The sequence below is a fragment of the Chryseobacterium sediminis genome (genome assembly GCF_008386505.1).
Lineage (GTDB): Bacteria > Bacteroidota > Bacteroidia > Flavobacteriales > Weeksellaceae > Chryseobacterium > Chryseobacterium sediminis.
Map to the genome: position 1 here is coordinate 2,029,295 of NZ_VUNZ01000001.1, position 17,074 is coordinate 2,046,368.

Annotated in this window: 16 protein-coding genes; all 16 read right to left on the reverse strand. The window is 32.8% G+C overall.

Going from position 1 to position 17,074, the window contains the following annotated elements:
* Positions 1 to 48: 48 nt before the first annotated feature.
* Complete coding sequence (gene rfbC / locus FW780_RS09220; RefSeq protein ID WP_149833311.1) at positions 49 to 594, reverse strand: dTDP-4-dehydrorhamnose 3,5-epimerase; 546 nt, start codon at positions 592 to 594, stop codon at positions 49 to 51.
* Positions 595 to 609: 15 nt separating this feature from the next.
* On the reverse strand, positions 610 to 1,179 hold the full coding sequence (locus FW780_RS09225; protein WP_149833312.1) for a sugar transferase: 570 nt from the start codon (positions 1,177 to 1,179) through the stop codon (positions 610 to 612).
* 14 nt (positions 1,180 to 1,193) lie between these two features.
* On the reverse strand, positions 1,194 to 2,330 hold the full coding sequence (locus FW780_RS09230; protein ID WP_149833313.1) for an aminotransferase class I/II-fold pyridoxal phosphate-dependent enzyme: 1,137 nt from the start codon (positions 2,328 to 2,330) through the stop codon (positions 1,194 to 1,196).
* Between the two features lies 1 nt (position 2,331).
* Entirely contained in the window at positions 2,332 to 2,973 is a 642-nt protein-coding gene (locus FW780_RS09235) for an acetyltransferase (RefSeq protein WP_149833314.1), read from the reverse strand.
* A gap of 3 nt (positions 2,974 to 2,976) precedes the next feature.
* Positions 2,977 to 3,582 carry a sugar transferase gene (locus FW780_RS09240; RefSeq protein ID WP_149833315.1) on the reverse strand — a complete coding sequence of 202 codons (606 nt, stop codon included), beginning with the start codon at positions 3,580 to 3,582 and terminating at the stop codon, positions 2,977 to 2,979.
* 51 nt (positions 3,583 to 3,633) lie between these two features.
* Complete coding sequence (locus FW780_RS09245) at positions 3,634 to 4,485, reverse strand: O-antigen ligase family protein (protein WP_167510666.1); 852 nt, start codon at positions 4,483 to 4,485, stop codon at positions 3,634 to 3,636.
* Positions 4,486 to 4,846: 361 nt separating this feature from the next.
* Entirely contained in the window at positions 4,847 to 6,079 is a 1,233-nt protein-coding gene (locus tag FW780_RS09250; RefSeq protein ID WP_149833317.1) for a glycosyltransferase family 4 protein, read from the reverse strand.
* A 13-nt stretch (positions 6,080 to 6,092) separates the two neighbouring features.
* Complete coding sequence (locus tag FW780_RS09255) at positions 6,093 to 7,337, reverse strand: hypothetical protein (RefSeq protein WP_149833318.1); 1,245 nt, start codon at positions 7,335 to 7,337, stop codon at positions 6,093 to 6,095.
* A gap of 30 nt (positions 7,338 to 7,367) precedes the next feature.
* Complete coding sequence (locus tag FW780_RS09260) at positions 7,368 to 9,197, reverse strand: glucosamine 6-phosphate synthetase (protein ID WP_149833319.1); 1,830 nt, start codon at positions 9,195 to 9,197, stop codon at positions 7,368 to 7,370.
* A 13-nt stretch (positions 9,198 to 9,210) separates the two neighbouring features.
* Entirely contained in the window at positions 9,211 to 10,362 is a 1,152-nt protein-coding gene (locus FW780_RS09265) for a glycosyltransferase (protein WP_149833320.1), read from the reverse strand.
* Complete coding sequence (locus tag FW780_RS09270) at positions 10,355 to 11,236, reverse strand: hypothetical protein (RefSeq protein WP_149833321.1); 882 nt, start codon at positions 11,234 to 11,236, stop codon at positions 10,355 to 10,357. Before FW780_RS09270 ends, FW780_RS09265 begins: the two co-directional genes overlap by 8 nt.
* Positions 11,237 to 11,782: 546 nt before the next feature.
* Positions 11,783 to 13,054 carry a lipopolysaccharide biosynthesis protein gene (locus FW780_RS09275; protein WP_167510667.1) on the reverse strand — a complete coding sequence of 424 codons (1,272 nt, stop codon included), beginning with the start codon at positions 13,052 to 13,054 and terminating at the stop codon, positions 11,783 to 11,785.
* Between the two features lie 61 nt (positions 13,055 to 13,115).
* Positions 13,116 to 14,126 (reverse strand): Gfo/Idh/MocA family protein, encoded by a 1,011-nt coding sequence (locus FW780_RS09280; protein WP_149833323.1) that lies wholly within the window; start codon positions 14,124 to 14,126, stop codon positions 13,116 to 13,118.
* A 10-nt stretch (positions 14,127 to 14,136) separates the two neighbouring features.
* Positions 14,137 to 14,709, reverse strand: a complete 573-nt coding sequence (locus FW780_RS09285) for an acyltransferase (protein WP_149833324.1) — start codon at positions 14,707 to 14,709, stop codon at positions 14,137 to 14,139.
* A 12-nt stretch (positions 14,710 to 14,721) separates the two neighbouring features.
* Positions 14,722 to 15,846, reverse strand: a complete 1,125-nt coding sequence (locus tag FW780_RS09290; protein ID WP_149833325.1) for a DegT/DnrJ/EryC1/StrS family aminotransferase — start codon at positions 15,844 to 15,846, stop codon at positions 14,722 to 14,724.
* A gap of 37 nt (positions 15,847 to 15,883) precedes the next feature.
* Positions 15,884 to 17,074, reverse strand: coding sequence for an L-2-hydroxyglutarate oxidase (gene lhgO, locus FW780_RS09295; RefSeq protein ID WP_149833326.1), 1,191 nt, complete (start codon positions 17,072 to 17,074; stop codon positions 15,884 to 15,886).

A 17,074-nucleotide genomic window follows, 5' to 3' on the forward strand; every position in this document is an offset into this window, starting at 1 on the left:
ATTAAAAAATAAAAACCACTTTATAAAAGTGGTTTTCAGGGATATATTTTAAAAGTTTTTGTCTTTAAATCCAGGGGCGTTCTGGTCTTTTTCCGAAAGTATGGCATCTTTTTCGTCAACTTTCCAATCAATATCAAGCTCCGGATCGTTGAACTTTACACTGCCTTCTGATTCTTTGTTATAAAAATTGTCACATTTATAGGAAAATACAGCGTGAGTACTCAATACGGCAAATCCGTGTCCGAAACCTCTCGGCACATAAAGCTGTAATTTGTTTTCTGCAGTAAGCTCTATTCCGAACCATTCTCCGAAGGTAGGAGAATCTTCTCTAAGATCTACGGCAACATCCCACACACTGCCTTCCAGACATGACACCAGTTTTGCCTGTGCATGTTCACCTTTCTGAAGATGTAGTCCTCTTAATACTCCATAAGATGATTTGGAAATATTATCCTGTACAAAGTGGCCATTCATTCCTGTCAATTCCTCGAATTTTTTTTCGTTGAATTTTTCAAAGAAGTAGCCTCTCTCATCTTCAAATATGGTAGGCTCTATGATATAGCAATCTTTAAGCGGGGTTTCTTTAATTTTCATAATAGTAGAAAAACTCTATTTCAATATGGTTATTATTGTATTCAATAAAATCTTTATATCATTTTTGAAAGACATATTTTCAAAATAGTCAAGATTCATTTTTACTTTGTTCGGAAATAATATTTCATCATTATATGCCAAAGGATTCTTCTGACTGTTCAGAAGATTTTCTTCATCTCTGTATTTTATGCTAGCTTCGCAAGTTAACCCTGGTTTTAGTTCCAGAACTTTTCTATCTGCTCCGGTAAGTTTGTCGTAATACCCTTCGATATCAGGTCTGGGGCCTACAAAACTCATCTCACCCTTTAAAATATTAAACAATTGGGGAAATTCATCAAATTTAAATTTCCTGAGTGTCTGCCCGATTCTGGAGCATACTCTCTTGTCATCATGAATTGTTTTAAACTTAAATATGGTAAATGGCTTTCCATACTGTCCTATTCTTGTCTGAAAAAAGATCCCGTTAGAAGATGTATCGAGGCTAGCAATCACAAATAAAATAATCAGTACCGGCATAAGAAAGAGAGTCAATATTACCGCTAAGATAAAGTCAAAAACAACTTTCCAATATTTATACTGATTCATTCAATTCAATGATATTAAACTCCAAAATAGTTACGGATTACGTTTGCTATTCTTTCTCTGTCATTATCTGACAAGTTAGACCCTGATGGAAGACATAGCCCATTATCAAAAAGATTTTCAGAAATTTTTCCTCCGTAATAAGGAGAAGATTCAAAAACCGGCTGTAGATGCATCGGCTTCCAAAGCGGTCTTGATTCAATATTATCTTCTAAAAATGCAAGTCTCAGGCCTTCTCTGTTTTTTCCTGTAACCTGTGGATCAACGATAATGGCAGATAACCAGTGATTTGAATAAAAATCATTTCCAGGCTCTGAAAATACAGTCACTCCTTCAATATTTTTGAAGATATCAAAATAGAAATCATGCATTGCTCTACGGGCAGCCACTCTATCTTTAAGTACTTCCATCTGTCCTCTTCCTATCCCTGCAACAATATTGCTCATTCTGTAGTTGAAACCAATATGTGAATGCTGATAGTGAGGTGCATTATCTCTTGCCTGAGTAGAAAGGAAAACCGTTTTATCTTTATCTTCCTGAGTATGACAAACCAAAGCTCCTCCTCCTGAGGTAGTAATAATTTTGTTACCATTAAAGCTTAATACTCCAAAACGTCCGAATGTTCCGCACGCCTGTCCTTTGTAAGTAGAACCAAGAGCTTCTGCAGCATCTTCTATCACAGGAATCTGGAATTCCTGAGCTATAGCTGAAATTTCATCCATTTTTGCCGGCATGCCATACAGGTGAACGACAATAATTGCTTTGGGCTCTTTTCCTTTTTGAATTCTGTCTTCAATAGCTTCTTTTAAAGCTTTTGGACACATATTCCAGGTATCTGGTTCGCTGTCTACAAAAACAGGAGTTCCCCCACAGTAAGCAATAGGATTGGCTGATGCTGAGAAAGTCATTGACTGACAGATAACCTCATCACCATGCTGTACTCCACATTCAATAAGCGCAAGGTGTAATGCAGCAGTACCTGCCGAAAGAACGGCAACTTTTGCATTTTCACCCAAGAACTGTTCCAGATCTTTTTCAAGTCCATCAACATTAGGGCCCAACGGTGCTACCCAGTTTTCTTCAAATGCTTCGTTGATGTATTTTTGTTCGTTACCTCCCATATGGGGTGATGATAACCAGATTTTAGTATTCATATTATTCGTGGAATTTTATTGGTTTGGCTGGTATTCCAACTGCTGTACAGTTGGCGGGAAGACTTTTATAAACTACTGCTCCTGCTCCAACAATAGTATTTTCACCGATCTCCAGGAGATTTATAATTTTTGCACCTGTACCTACGTAGACTGCTTCATTTACAACTACCTCTCCTGAAATATTAACTGTCGGCATGAATGAAGAATAATTTTTTATTATAGTATCATGCCCTACCGTACAAGAAAGATTAAGGATTACGAAGTCTTCAATTTCAATATCAACTGTAATAATAACTCCTGCACATATAATATTTCCTTTTCCAATTTTGATATTATCCAGTCCAATAATCACTGACGGATGTATTAATGTTGGAAATTCAATATTAGGATTATTGATCCCCTGTATAATCTTCTTTTTTGTTTTAGGGTCTCCAATTGCTACTGCAATACACAAAGGATGATCTACTTCATTTATTTTTTCAATCTTTCCTAAGTAAGGAACTCCATTAATATCATGATCATAATGTTTATCATCATAAAAACCCTGAATTTCAAATTGTTTATCTTTCTGGTTGATATGATCGATCAGCATCTTTACCTCACGTCCAAATCCTCCTGCACCAATAATTGCTATTTTTTTCATATTTTAAATATTTCCTTTAAAAGGTTCCATAGTTGCCTGTCCTTCTTGTGAAATGCCTTCTCTTATAAAAACTTTTTTAGCTGTTAAAAAGAAAATTTTCACGTCTAAGCTTAATGATATATTTTCTACATACCATACATCGTAATCAAATTTTTGATTCCATGATATAGCATTTCTACCATTTACCTGTGCCCATCCGGTAATTCCTGGTCTTACTTCATGTCTGCGTGCCTGATTTTCATTATACAGTGGCAGATACTGAACCAAAAGAGGTCTTGGTCCGATAAGGGACATATCCCCTTTGAGTACATTAAGTAATTGTGGAATTTCGTCCAGAGATGTTTTACGGACAAATGCTCCTAGAGCTGTTAATCTTTCTGCATCTGATAAAAGGTTTCCAGTAGAATCCTTTTTATCATTCATTGTTTTAAACTTTATAATTTTAAATATTCTCCCGTTTTTACCAGGTCTCTGTTGAAAGAAAAAAGGTTTACCATTATTGGAAAGAAATAATCCAACCATTACGATAAGAAAAATTGGAAGCAGGATGGTAATTCCTATGAGAGCAACTACAAAGTCGAAAATCCTCTTTAAATAATTTTTGTACATTTTTAGAAATTTGGTGTATCAATCATCATATGCTTTTTATAAATATCTTTTTTAAATTTCCTGTGTTTTTGCCGTATAACCAATACCTATAATCATTGAGCTAAAGTACAAAAATTCCGGTATATTGAAAAGATTACAAGAAGTCTGTACTAAAGTAAAGTATTGCAAAAATAACGCAAAAATAAGTTTATAGTATATATTTCCCGTTTGAATTTTCCAAAATAAAGCAGCATTTTTTACAACGGGCCAAAACTTTAAGAAATAAACAATCAGTCCTAAAATACCAGTACCCATTAAAAGCTCTAAAAAGATGTTATGTGGATGAACGCCGTCCTCAAATAATATCCTTCCTCCCAATAAACGATTTGAATTAAATATTTCTATAGCTTTATTATATAGTGGTTCTCTGCTAGATGTATCTCCATGCGCTATCCATTTATACATTCTATTAAAACTTGTTATAGCTCCATTACCATATTGCTCATGAAGAATAATCAGTCCTATAAACAGCATAATGGAAATGAGAGCATAGAAAATATATTTTTTATTCCCTTTTAAAATAATCATGTATAAAGAACATACAGAAATAGCTACAATTGGGCTTCTCGCCATAGACTGTATAACATTAAAAAGGCCTAAGAAAAGGCAAAAGAACAGAAAATAGGTTTTATAATCTTCTCTGCAAAACAACAGCAAAAATAATGATATGATAAACAATGAAGCTCCTATATGACCATACATTATGTAATAGGTACTAAAAATATGGTCTAATTTTATATAGCCGTATATATAATTTATGACAAGAAGACCACAGAGAATACTAACACTATATTTTGCTATACTTTTAAAATCTACTGTACGGTAGTTGATGCATAATAATGCAATGCTGGGTAAAAGTATCATACATAAGATTCTAAAAATATCTTCATTCCTTGATAATAATACTTCCTGATTAAACGAATAATTATTAAAAGAGTAAATAAGCTTGATGATGTAAAAAATCCAGAACCCAACAAGGCTTATTATTGAAATATTTTTAAAACTGATATTTTTTCTTTCTCTATATATTATCAACAAAGAGAAAACAATGATCAAGATCCGATATGGTATAGAAAAATTCCTGGGGCTCATCTCCAAAGGTTTTGCAAAAGAAATGGCAATAGTATTTCCCACCATAACTGATAACAGGAATAGCTTATAGATGAAATTATTATTAATCGTAATTTTCAAAATAAAGCCTATTTTTTATTTCACCAGTGCAAAGCTACTTCTTTTGCTTTACAGAATGAGATAAAATAGCATCTATATATTTTTTCCCCAACACCGGATACGTTCTGTTTTTAAAAATCCATTTTCTGCCTTTACTTCCGATTTCAATTCTTTCTTCCGGACTCATATTGGCATAATATAAAATTGTATTTTTGATATCTTCTGCAGATGTACTGTTGATAAACTTGCCACATTCTGCCTCATTAATCATAGAAGGATATCCAGTGTACGAAGCAATAATTGGTTTGCCAGCCAGCATATATTCTACCACTTTATTCATAGACTGCCCATAGTCCCATACTTTTGAATCTTTTGTGGATAAGTATAGAATATCACAAACCTGAAGAAAATATTTAACCTCATTCTGTTGAATTCTCTGTAGGAATGTGACATTTGAACAATCTTTCAGCTGTTCTTCATAGGATGTTCTCAAATCTCCGCTTCCCACAAGTACAAAATGAGTGTTACGATCCCCCTTCATCATTTGTATTGCTTCAATAAAAGGCTCCAATGCATTGGTAACTCCCATACTCCCTGCGTACCCAACAATTACTTTACCTGAAGGTACTATTTCTAAAAATGGATTTTTCTCTTTCAAGAAATCTTCAGAATAATTTTCAGGATCAAATCCCAATGGAGAACAATGAAAAGGTTTTTTATATCCTAATATTTCTTCTACATGTAAATCCAGCCTTGGCATTGTACCGGCAACCAAATCAGCTTTTTTGTACCCAAACTTTTCTATAAATCCTATCAGTAAAACTAGAGGATGCCATTTTGAAAAACCTGCTTCCTCTGTCATTGTTAAAGGCCAGATATCACGAATTTCAAAAACTAAGAAACTTCCAAACTTCTTTTTCAGATAATAACCATATATAATCGTAAAAATAGAAAGTGATGAAATAATAACGGCATCTGGTTTTTCCATATTGGAAAGTTTCATCAAAAACAGCTTTCTTTCAAAATCAAGCCAGGATAAAATTCTGTCTATAGAGGCGGTTCTAGTATATTTTTTTGTTTTAATCCATCTTATAGCGACACCATCCTGCTCTTCATCATTATATATTTTATCGGTTTCGGGACAATTTGTAAAATGATTTGCATCTGATGTTATTAATAAAGCTTCGTTTCCCATTTTTTTAAACTCTCTCGCCAGATAAAATAAGCGTGACGGGGCTTTTGCATATTGAGGTGGTGAAGCATATTTTGAAATTAACCAGATATTCATTGGTATTTATGTGTTATTTTAAATTTACAATTTCTTGAAAATACCCTTTATTATCATTGATATAAGGATTTTGATTGGAATAATAAGAGTATTTAAGTGCAATCTTATCATACATCATATTTACCTCATTTGTATTCAGCATCTTCCACCATCCATAAAAAATATGGCTATAATCCTCAGATGGCAACAATCCCTTTTCTCCTTTTTTAAGGTTACTTCTAAAATTGCTATTATTTCCATCTACAAAATTATTGAAAGCATAAGTTCCATCTTTAGGATTATACATTGCAATATTGTTCAGTAATTGCCTTGAAAGCAACGCATTAAGTTTATCTAAATACTGAAATTTTGTAATATCAGATTGAAATGCTAATTTCAGAATATGGAGATAAGCCGGCATTCGAGAAAAATGAGATGCATCCCAATTAACACTTTGATTCTTTTTTAAGACCACATCTTGAAAATTGGGGTGATCTTTCCAGACATTAGGCTGCAAATACCATACATTATCCTGGAATACTACTTTTTTCTGCATTACCTGATAAAAGGAGTTTCTAATGTTTATCAAATCCCTAGTAGCAGTAAATGACATATCTTTCTCTATAAGGGAAAGACTAACTCCTGTTGCCATAATATAAAACTCAAGATCAGTAAATGCACTATAATAGCTCATATCACCGTTATACTCACCAGTCAGCAGATACTGTACTCTTTGCTTTACTCCATAGAATTTCTTTGATTCTGCATCCCAAATATTTGCATAGGTATTATTCCAATAGTTTAATATTTCTTTTTTGATGAAATTAAACATCTTTGTCTTTTCTGCATCACCACGTATTCCGCTTCTTCTCAGATATTCAGAAACTGTGAAATAGAAAGTTCTTTTACTTAAATCGTCTACATCTGATCTGTTTTTTATGATAAGCAGTCTATCGTAGGTAAAAAGTGTCTGCAGTTCTTTTATGATTGTCTGATTCTTTGTATCGTAAGCGTATTGTATCGGAATATATAAAAAAGCTGCACAGTCATAAACGGCATTCGGCCAATTCGCCATTTTTGTTTCGGAAGCAAAGATATCATCATAATGATTGATCAGACTAACAATTTCTGTAGTTTTCAGATTTTGTTGTCTGAACACAGGCTCAACCGATATTAAAGATGTTTTGCTTACAGATGCCTGTACCATCGGGCAAATGCTGATGGTACAAAACAAATAAATAAAAATAAACCTCAGTTTATAAATTAATAAATTTTTCATCTATAAGTAGGCATTTACAATTAGATTCAATTATTGCTTATACAATTTTGGAATATTGTTAACTATTTTTATCACGCGTTCAAAATCCAATCCTAAAGTATCAAGATACCATCTGATATTCTGATAACGTGGTGCATTCTCTATTTCGACAAGCTCTAAAGCTCTTTCTCTTGTCATTTGTCCTTCTCTAATCTGATTACTTCTAAATGTATCATGTTCTGTAAAACCCGCTACAGTATAATATACATAATTATAAAAAGCCGCTGTACCATCTCCAATTCTCCAGGTAGTAGTAGTATCTATCGCTTTTTCCCAATCATAATGATTTAAAAGAGTATCATCTACCTGCTCTTCATCCCATCTCCAGTAATCAAAAATATGGTAATAATCCTGTTTATCAGTAAAACTACGGTAGTATTCTCCTGAAAGAGTATCCCAGAGTGAGCTATTGAAATATCCAGGACTCTGCATCATCGCTCTGAATCGTTTAGAATGGTATCTCAGCTGTTTCATAGCACCATGGCTGTACACTCTTTTTTCTTCAAAATCAGGTTCAATATCTAAAAATCCTGTTTTAAAGTGAGTTACTTCCAAAGGATTTACTCCCCAAAGATTAAGATTGATTCCTGTTTGTTTCTTGATATCTTCTACATATCTGAAGAAATGCTTATCTCCTGCAGTGAGCATCGCCATCATCCCCAAATGTGGAGCTTTAAGCCAAGCTTCAAGATTCATTCTTATATTTTTTCTTTTGAGTGAGATATCGGCTGCCACAATAATATTTTCTACCCCAAGATCTGCACACATGCGGCTGATATTTCTTCGGCCAAGATCGGTTACCATTCCCCAATCATAGGTATAAGTAACCGGTTTCATTTCCAGCTCTTTTACAATAAGGTGTAATCCGTAACAGCTATCTCTACCTCCTGAAAAAGGAACAATACAATCTAATTCTTTTCCTTTTCTTCTGTATGGCTCAACCAATTTAAATAATTCTTCTTTCGGTTTGGGATTATTTCTTGGTTTATAATTTTTGCAATAATTGCATACTCCGGCATCATCAAACTTTATAAAAGGCATTGTTTCCGGCAGTATACATTTTGTACATCTCTTAATGCTTATTTTTTTATATTCCAGTAGGCCTTCTTCAATAGTATTAAATTTAAATTCAGGAATTAAATTTTCTACTCTGCTTTTTTCGTCTACAATATTCAGCTTTTCTTCTGAAACAGGAATATCAAGAATCATAGCTTCATCTTTTATCTGGCTAATATTCTCGCATCCAATAATTTTAAGTCCGTAATTTTCTGAAGCAAAATAAGTTTTATCCTCATTGTAACCTACATATAAGCTTCCATTATTGGAGAAAAGAAGCAGTTTTCCTTTTTCCGGTAACACAAGAGCACATGCAATAACTCCTTTACATAGAGAAAGTATTTCTTTAGGAAGATTTTCAATTTTATTCTCCGTATTACTAAGAAATTCTTCTGCAATGGCTACAATAGCTTCAGAATCAATTTTCAGTTGTCTAGTTACTGATAATTTACTCCAAACTTCTTCTTCGTTTACAATGATACCATTATGTATAGCACATATATTTCCTCTCACCACTGGCTGATTATCTCCAAGACCATTGGTGATTAACCTACTGTGTCCTAATACAATATTATTATTATACGGCTGTACTTTATTCAGTAATTTTTCAATACTATAATCTGCTCTGTTTACCTTATAGTGATTATTTTGATAATAGATCAAACCACTGGAGTCTACTCCTCTTTGTTCGGAATGTTTTACCAGGGTTTGAAACTTCTGTTTGTTTATATGAGTCTTTGATACGACTCCAAAAATTCCACACATTTGTCTTTATTTTTTATTCTTTATTTTTTAAAATATTGTTATACATTTTTAATAATTCACTTTCCTGAAAGTTCCAGCTAAGTGGATAAAGGTCTTTCTTAATTCTATTATCCAAATCTAAATGCTCAACGTCTTTTACAATTTCAAATAAATTTTCAGCATCCAAGCTACTACATTTTCCTAAATTATATTCACTAACAATTTTTTTAATATCTGGAAAATCTGACGCTAAAATATACAATTCTGAAAAAGCATATTCAAATAATTTATTAGGTAGGCAATAATAATCACTTAAAGAGACAGCTTCCACCAGACAAAGCCCTACATCAGCAGAGGTAGACACCTCTACTACCTGATGATGTGGAACCGCCGGATGGTAATGAATATTATCATTATTAAGTGCTATTTTTTTTATTTCATCAACATATTCACCATAACCAATAAAAACAATATGGGAATCTATTTCTTTTCTTTGAAAAACATCCAAATACAAATTTACACCTCTTCCGACTTCACTTATTATTCCCAGGTATAAAAATATTTTTTTTCCTTCAGGAATATTAAATTTTTCTCTGAGATAATTATTTTTAATGTGTTCTTTTTGAGAAGGATCAAGCAAAGGGGAATTCAATATCAGAACACTTTCCTTTTTCCCAAGATGCTCATCATACCAATCAATAATTGATGGGCTCACACTAATCAGGATATCAATATCTTTCCACAACATTTTTTCAATGAAAAGAGTATATTTTGAAAGTATTTTTGATTGCCCTGCTTTATCAGATTCAAGCTCATGGGCATCATAAATCAGTTTTGATCCACAAAATAATTTGATCATTTTTGCAATGGGCAAATACAGGGTATCATGACAATGAATGATATCCGGTTTATATTTGATCCCTGGAAAAACCATTCTAATAAATGCCTCTATAAGATTAAGAAAATATCTGACAGGTCTTGGTAAAAATTTCAGATTTTTTGTAGCAATATTGAATACCTTAATAAAAGGCATATGCTCTGTTTCATATTTATGTCCTTCGGAATCATCAATTCCATAGGCTATCAGAGTTGTATCTTCAATTTTCCGGACTGCTTTCAGCTCTTTTAAAATCCTACTATCATATCGGATATCTGTGGGTGAAAGATGAAGTATTTTTTTATTCATTTTTTTTATATCTAGGCATTAAATAAAGTAAAAAGCAAACAGCTAAAAACCCACCTGAAATAAGTGCTGTAAAAAAAGCTCCATTGATAAATAGAATTCCAAAAGAAAAACTAGAAATCAAATATATTCTTGCGTCTAATTTAAAGCTTGACATATCAAATACTCTAAAGAAATAAGCTCTCAAAATAGGAAATACCAGTAGGGAAGCCCAACCAAACTGTGCATAATCACTTCCAACCAAACCTGTGTTGGAAGACATATCCGGGTCATTAAAATAAGTTGCTGCTATAATATAAGGAGAGTTATTTTTATGATTTACGTTGGTCTCAAACCAATGTCCAAAATGCTCTCTGAGGTAAAGTAATTCATGAGTTGAAAAGTAATCATAATGACAATAGGCTAACAAAGTAGGCGTAAAAAAGGCTCTTGAATAAAGACTGGCAATACTGATTTGAACACTCTCACTTCCAAATTCAACAAAAAACATCAAAATAAGATTGAAACCAATAAATGCATGCAGAAGATACTTATTGTATTCTTTCTTATAAAAAAAATAGATCAGTATGGTCATGATCAATAATACGAAATCTGTCTTATGTGCACCAAAGGAATACATCATTAAACCAAAGAAGAAAAACAGGCAGCTTAAAAAAACATTTTTCTGTACCAGATAATACATAAAAGAAATCGGAATAAACATACTTGCTATCGGCCGGAGATAATTAATAAATGAAGGCATATTTAACTCACTAACTTTAGCCCGTATTTCATACACTTCTTCAAAATCAAATTTAATATTAAAACCATTATATATAACGGAAAAAACAATCATCAGTACCACTACGGTATATAGCAAAATTTTAAACAATATCATGGATTGGGAATTGTCAAAAATTTTATAATATTTCACGTTATTATACCTTATATAAAACAAAGATAGAAGAGCACAATATAAAACACTATATAAAAAAAACTCAAAATTATTGGTATATATACAAAAAGTTAAATTGGGTAAAAAGTATAATAGATATATCACCATAAGAATTAAGCTTGCAGGAGTATCTTTCTCTAAAATCTTTTTAAAAAAATAAGTATAAAATACTATAGCAATGTAAGAAAGCGTATTAATGGTATGACTAAATTCTCTTACATAACCAAGATACTCATAATATACAGATATTGAGTTAACATAGAGATAATCTAATGATAATTTATATAGGATAAAAAATATTAATAGTTTGAAATACTTCATAGTAATAAAAAATCAAGACTTATTAAATAGTAAAGAAAGCAATAAATATTTAAATAGAATTACCACTTTAGAGAACCTGAAAAAACAAAAATAAAATAAATAAATACTTTAAAAAATCTAAACTTGTTGGTAAATAATGACATCCTTCTTAATTATATTGTTTCTAGTTTATAAAGAATTGTTACTTCCTGAGATTTTGTATGAATTAAATATTAGTATTATGTTAAAAACAGAAGCAGAAATCGTGAAAAACACTAACGACATGTATGCATCTGAAAAAATTAAATAACCTGCCAAAATCATTATAAAACCTAATACAGCATTCAGCAATTGAAGTTTCATAAGCAATTTTTGCTTTCCTCTTATATAATAAATTGAGCTAAGGGGTGTAGCGATAAATTCAAAAAACAAAAAAACTGAAATAACTTGTGAATACTCACCAGCTACATACCACTGCTTACCAAAAATCCAACTAAATAAAAATTTACTTGTTAAAAATAGGAATAAATATGCAGGCAATGAAAGAAATATCAACTTCCTCATTGTAGAAAAGTATAAGTCTTTACAATTCCCGTTTATCCTAATTGCATCTATTGCCTCATTTCTAAAAACATTACTGATTGCACTGGTAATAACAATATTTGGAATTCTTATAATTCTATTTGCCATAGAAAAAAAACCTACAACAGTAGTGCTATATAATAAAGAAAATATAACTGGTATAAATTGCTGGCTAGCCACTAAAGACAAATCTGAAAATGTCATGTATTTTGGAAAAGAAGAATATTGTAGTGCTATACTCTTCACTTCATTTTGTTTGATAACACTTTTCACTATTGTACGTTCAGTCAATACATGATAGAGTATCCCAACCAAAATACCCATCATCAGAGATAGTATAAGTCCAGATTTCACATTGAAAAAACCTAATATTAGGCTTGTCAACGTTGTACTTATGATCTGTAAAGTAGTAGCTATTGTAATGGTTTTATATGCCTTTTGTCTCTGTTTCCAATAATTCAATGCTGAGAAAATGGCAACAGAAAAAATATAAAAAGGTGCTAAATAATAGATATTCTGAGATAAGAATAAATCTTTATCTAAAACATTCAATATATATTTCAGAATTATTATTAGCAATAGATATATAAAGGAAACTACAAACCCTATAATTACAATCAATTTGATAATTTTATAGGAGTCTTCCTTCGAATTTGGTAACCCAATAGCTAACTCGTATCTTCCTGTAGAAACAACAGCTAAAAAGGCAGTAACGCTTGTAAATATTGCCAAATTTCCAAAAGATTCTACCGGATAAATTCTAGATAAAAACGGAGAGGCTAAAATAACTAAAATTTGTCCAATTATAGTCCCTGAAGCCAGTGTTGTGACTCCTCTAAAAAAACTATCTTTGAATAGACGTAAAAATTTCTCTTGCAAAATATCAGTTTATTTTTTGGATATTCCTTTCCTTTTTAGAATGCAGTTCATAAGTATATAATTACTTCAGATTATATATTCTCTCAATAATATCAACCACTTTAAGCCCTTCTAAAGCATTAGTGGTGATGGTATTTCTCCCTTTTAATACGTCTACAACATTTTCAATGATATAGTGATGATTGGCTGCAGACCCTTTATAAGCGCCATAATCATTTCCAGGATTCGTTGGTGCTAGTTCCGGCATTACATAGTCTTTTATATTACAAACTTCTACTTTGTCCATATATTGCCCTCCTATTTTCACGGCTCCATGTTCTGCAATGATTGTCATAGAGCTTTCAAGATTCTGATTCCAAACGGAAGTAGAATAGTTTAAGGATCCCATTCCTCCGTCTACAAAATCAAAGCTAACGAAACCTGAATCTTCAAAATCAGTAAGCGTTTCATGATTAAAATCTGCAAATTTTGCCTGAATATTGGTAATATCACCGAACAACCAGTACATAATATCTATAAAGTGAGAAAACTGTGTAAATAAAGTTCCTCCATCCAGTTCTTTCTTTCCATGCCATGATTCCGGTTTATAATATCGGTCATCACGGTTCCAGTAACAATTAAGCTGAACCATATATATTTTCCCAAGTTTTCCGCTTTCTACCATTTCTTTTACCCATGCAGAAGGTGGAGAGTATCTGTTTTGCATTACAGCAAAAACTTGCTTGTGCTTGTGCAAAGCCTGAAAAATAAGTTTTTCAGCATGTTGTTTTTTCAGAGCCATTGGCTTTTCTACCACAACATGTTTTCCTGCATCTATCACTTTATAGGATTGCTCAAAATGGAATCCGTTTGGAGAAGCAATATTAATAACATCCACTTCAATCCCGGAAGCCAAGAACTCATCTAGTGATGCAAAAAAAGGAACTTCATAATTTTCAATTCCCAGTACAGATTTATCTTTAACATCGATCAATCCAACCAATTCACATTCCTCATTTCTTGAGATCATTTCGGCATGTCTTTTTCCGATATGCCCGCAGCCAACTACTGCAAATTTTATTTTTTCACTCATTTGTATGTTTTTAAATTTTAGAAACTTTGTTATTTTCTAATTTATATTTTTCTCCACTTTCTTCACAAACGGCAATATTTTCTGCATCAAAATGAAGTCTTTGCCCAAATTCACTCATCCAACCCATTTGTCTGGCAGGGTTTCCTACCACCAATGCATAGTCGGGCACTTCTTTTGTAACAACAGCACCTGCTCCAATAAAAGCATACTGGCCTATATTGTGTCCGCAGACAATAGTTGCATTCGCTCCTATAGATGCACCTTTTCCAACATGGGTCTTCAGGTATTCATTTTTTCTGTTGACAGCACTTCTTGGATTTATTACATTGGTAAAAACCATTGAGGGGCCTAAGAAAACATCATCATCACATGTTACTCCTTCATAGATAGAAACATTATTCTGAACTTTCACATTTTGGCCTAAAACTACTTTAGGAGAAATGACAACGTTTTGTCCTATATTACATTTTTCTCCTAAAACGCAGCCGGTCATAAGATGTGAAAAGTGCCAAACTTTGGTTCCGGTCCCTATCTGGCAACCTTCATCAATAACAGCTGTTTCGTGTGCAAAAAAATCTGACATATCTGCTTTATATTAATTAAAATAATTCTTAATTTCAGTAACAATAACATCCATTACTTCCTGATCAAATTCTGTATGTACAGGAATAGAAATCACTTCGGCGCAAAGCTGCTCCGTAACAGGAAGACTAAACCCATCTTCTACATATTGAAGAAAAGCTTCTTGTTTGTAAAGAGGTAAGGGATAATATATCATACTTGGAATATTTTTTTCTGCCAAGTATTTTTGTAGTTCATCTCTTTTCCCATTTTTCACTCTAAGGGTATACTGATGAAATACATGGGTAGAGTTTTCAGCTCTTTTGGGTATCTGAATTTCGGTAATACCAGCAAGATTTTTATCATAATAATCAGCCATTCTATTTCTGGCAGCTGAGTATTCATCCAAATGTTTAAGTTTTACTTTTAAAACTGCTGCCTGAATTGTATCCAATCTGGAATTACAGCCTAAAACTTTATGATAGTATTTCTTTTCCTGACCATGGTTGGCAATCATTCTGATTTTTAAAGCTAAATCATCATTATTGGTCATTAACGCCCCTCCATCACCATAGCATCCAAGGTTTTTTGACGGGAAAAATGAGGTACATCCGATATGGCCTATAGTCCCTGTTTTTTTGACAGTTCCATCAGAAAAAGTATAATCTGATCCAATTGCCTGAGCGTTATCTTCTATTACAAAAAGACCGTGTTTTTCTGCAAATTCAAGAATTTTCTCCATATTGGCACTTTGGCCATATAAGTGAACGGGAACAATTGCTTTGGTATTGGGTGTCAGATATTTTTCTAAACCTTCCAGATCAATATCAAAAGTATCTTCATTTACATCTACCATTACCGGTTTTAATCCTAAAAGACCAATAACTTCAGCAGTAGCTACATAAGTGAAAGCAGGGCAGATGATTTCGTCACCAGGCTGCAGATCAAGCGCCATCATGGCAATTTGAAGAGCATCTGTTCCGTTAGCACAAGGAATAACATGTTTTACACCCAAATATTTTTCAAAATCCTGTTGAAATTCTTTTACAGCAGGACCGTTAATAAATGCTGTATTGTCTATACATTCCTGGATACCGGCATCTACGTCTTCTTTTATTTTCAGGTATTGACCTTTAAGATCAACCATTTGAATTTTCATATCTTTAGTTTTTTGAGCGCACGTAGAGGTGCATATTTTAATTCACGATAAGCTCACTGATTTTATTTCCTATAGAAAGGCAGGAAGTGGCTGCCGGAGAAGGTGCATTTCTAACGTGAATGATGTTTCCGTTCTTCACGATATCAAAATCATCAATCAATCCTCCATTTCTGTCACAAGCCTGAGCCCTTACCCCAGAACCTCCAGCTACAAGATCGTTTTCCTGTATTTCCGGTAAAAGTTTCTGTAAAGCTTTTGTAAATGCAGATTTGGAAAGTGAACGATGCATTTCTCCCATTCCTGTTTTTCCGTATTTCGCAACAATTTTCCTAAATCCCGGCCATAACATGGTCTGCATAGTTTCGTTGAAATTGAAATCGAAAAAATGGTATCCTTCCTTTTTAAAAGCCAGAACTGCATTAGGGCCGGCTTCAATATTACCATCAATCATTCTGGTAAAGTGTACTCCAAGGAACGGAAAACTAGGGTCAGGAACCGGGTAAATAAGATGTTTTACCAAATATTTTTTTTCATCCTTAATTTTATAATATTCTCCTCTGAACGGAATAATGACCACGTCGTTTTTTTCGTTGGTCATTTTGGTAATCTTGTCAGAATAGAGTCCTGCACAGGAAATCAGCTTTTTGGTTTTAAATTCGGAGATATTAGTGTTTACAATAATTTCAGATCCTTTATCAATGATATTTTTTACTTCATTGTTAAATCTTACTTCTCCTCCTAATTCCTCAAAAAGTTCTTTTATTTTTTTGGCTATTCCCGGATAATCAACAATTCCGGTCTGTGGAACTTTAATTGCTTTTACGCCCTCACAATGTGGCTCAATTTCACGAAATTCTTCTCTTGAAAGGTATTTTAAATCCTGTAGACCGTTTTCAACACCTCTTTTATAAATATTATCTAAAAGGGGTAATTCTTCCTGTGAAGTCGCTACGATTATTTTGCCGCAAAGGTCATATCTTATTCCATATTTCTCGGCAAAATTAATTACTGAGTTATATCCTTCGATACAATTTTTTGCCTTAAGACTTCCCGGTTTATAATAAATACCACTATGAATTACTCCACTGTTATGTCCCGATTGGTGCAATGCGACATCGTTTTCTTTTTCTAAAATTAAAATCTTAGAATCAGGATTTTTCAGCTTAGTCTGATAGGCTGTAGCCAATCCTACCAAACCCGCACCAATGATTATAATATCATAATTCAT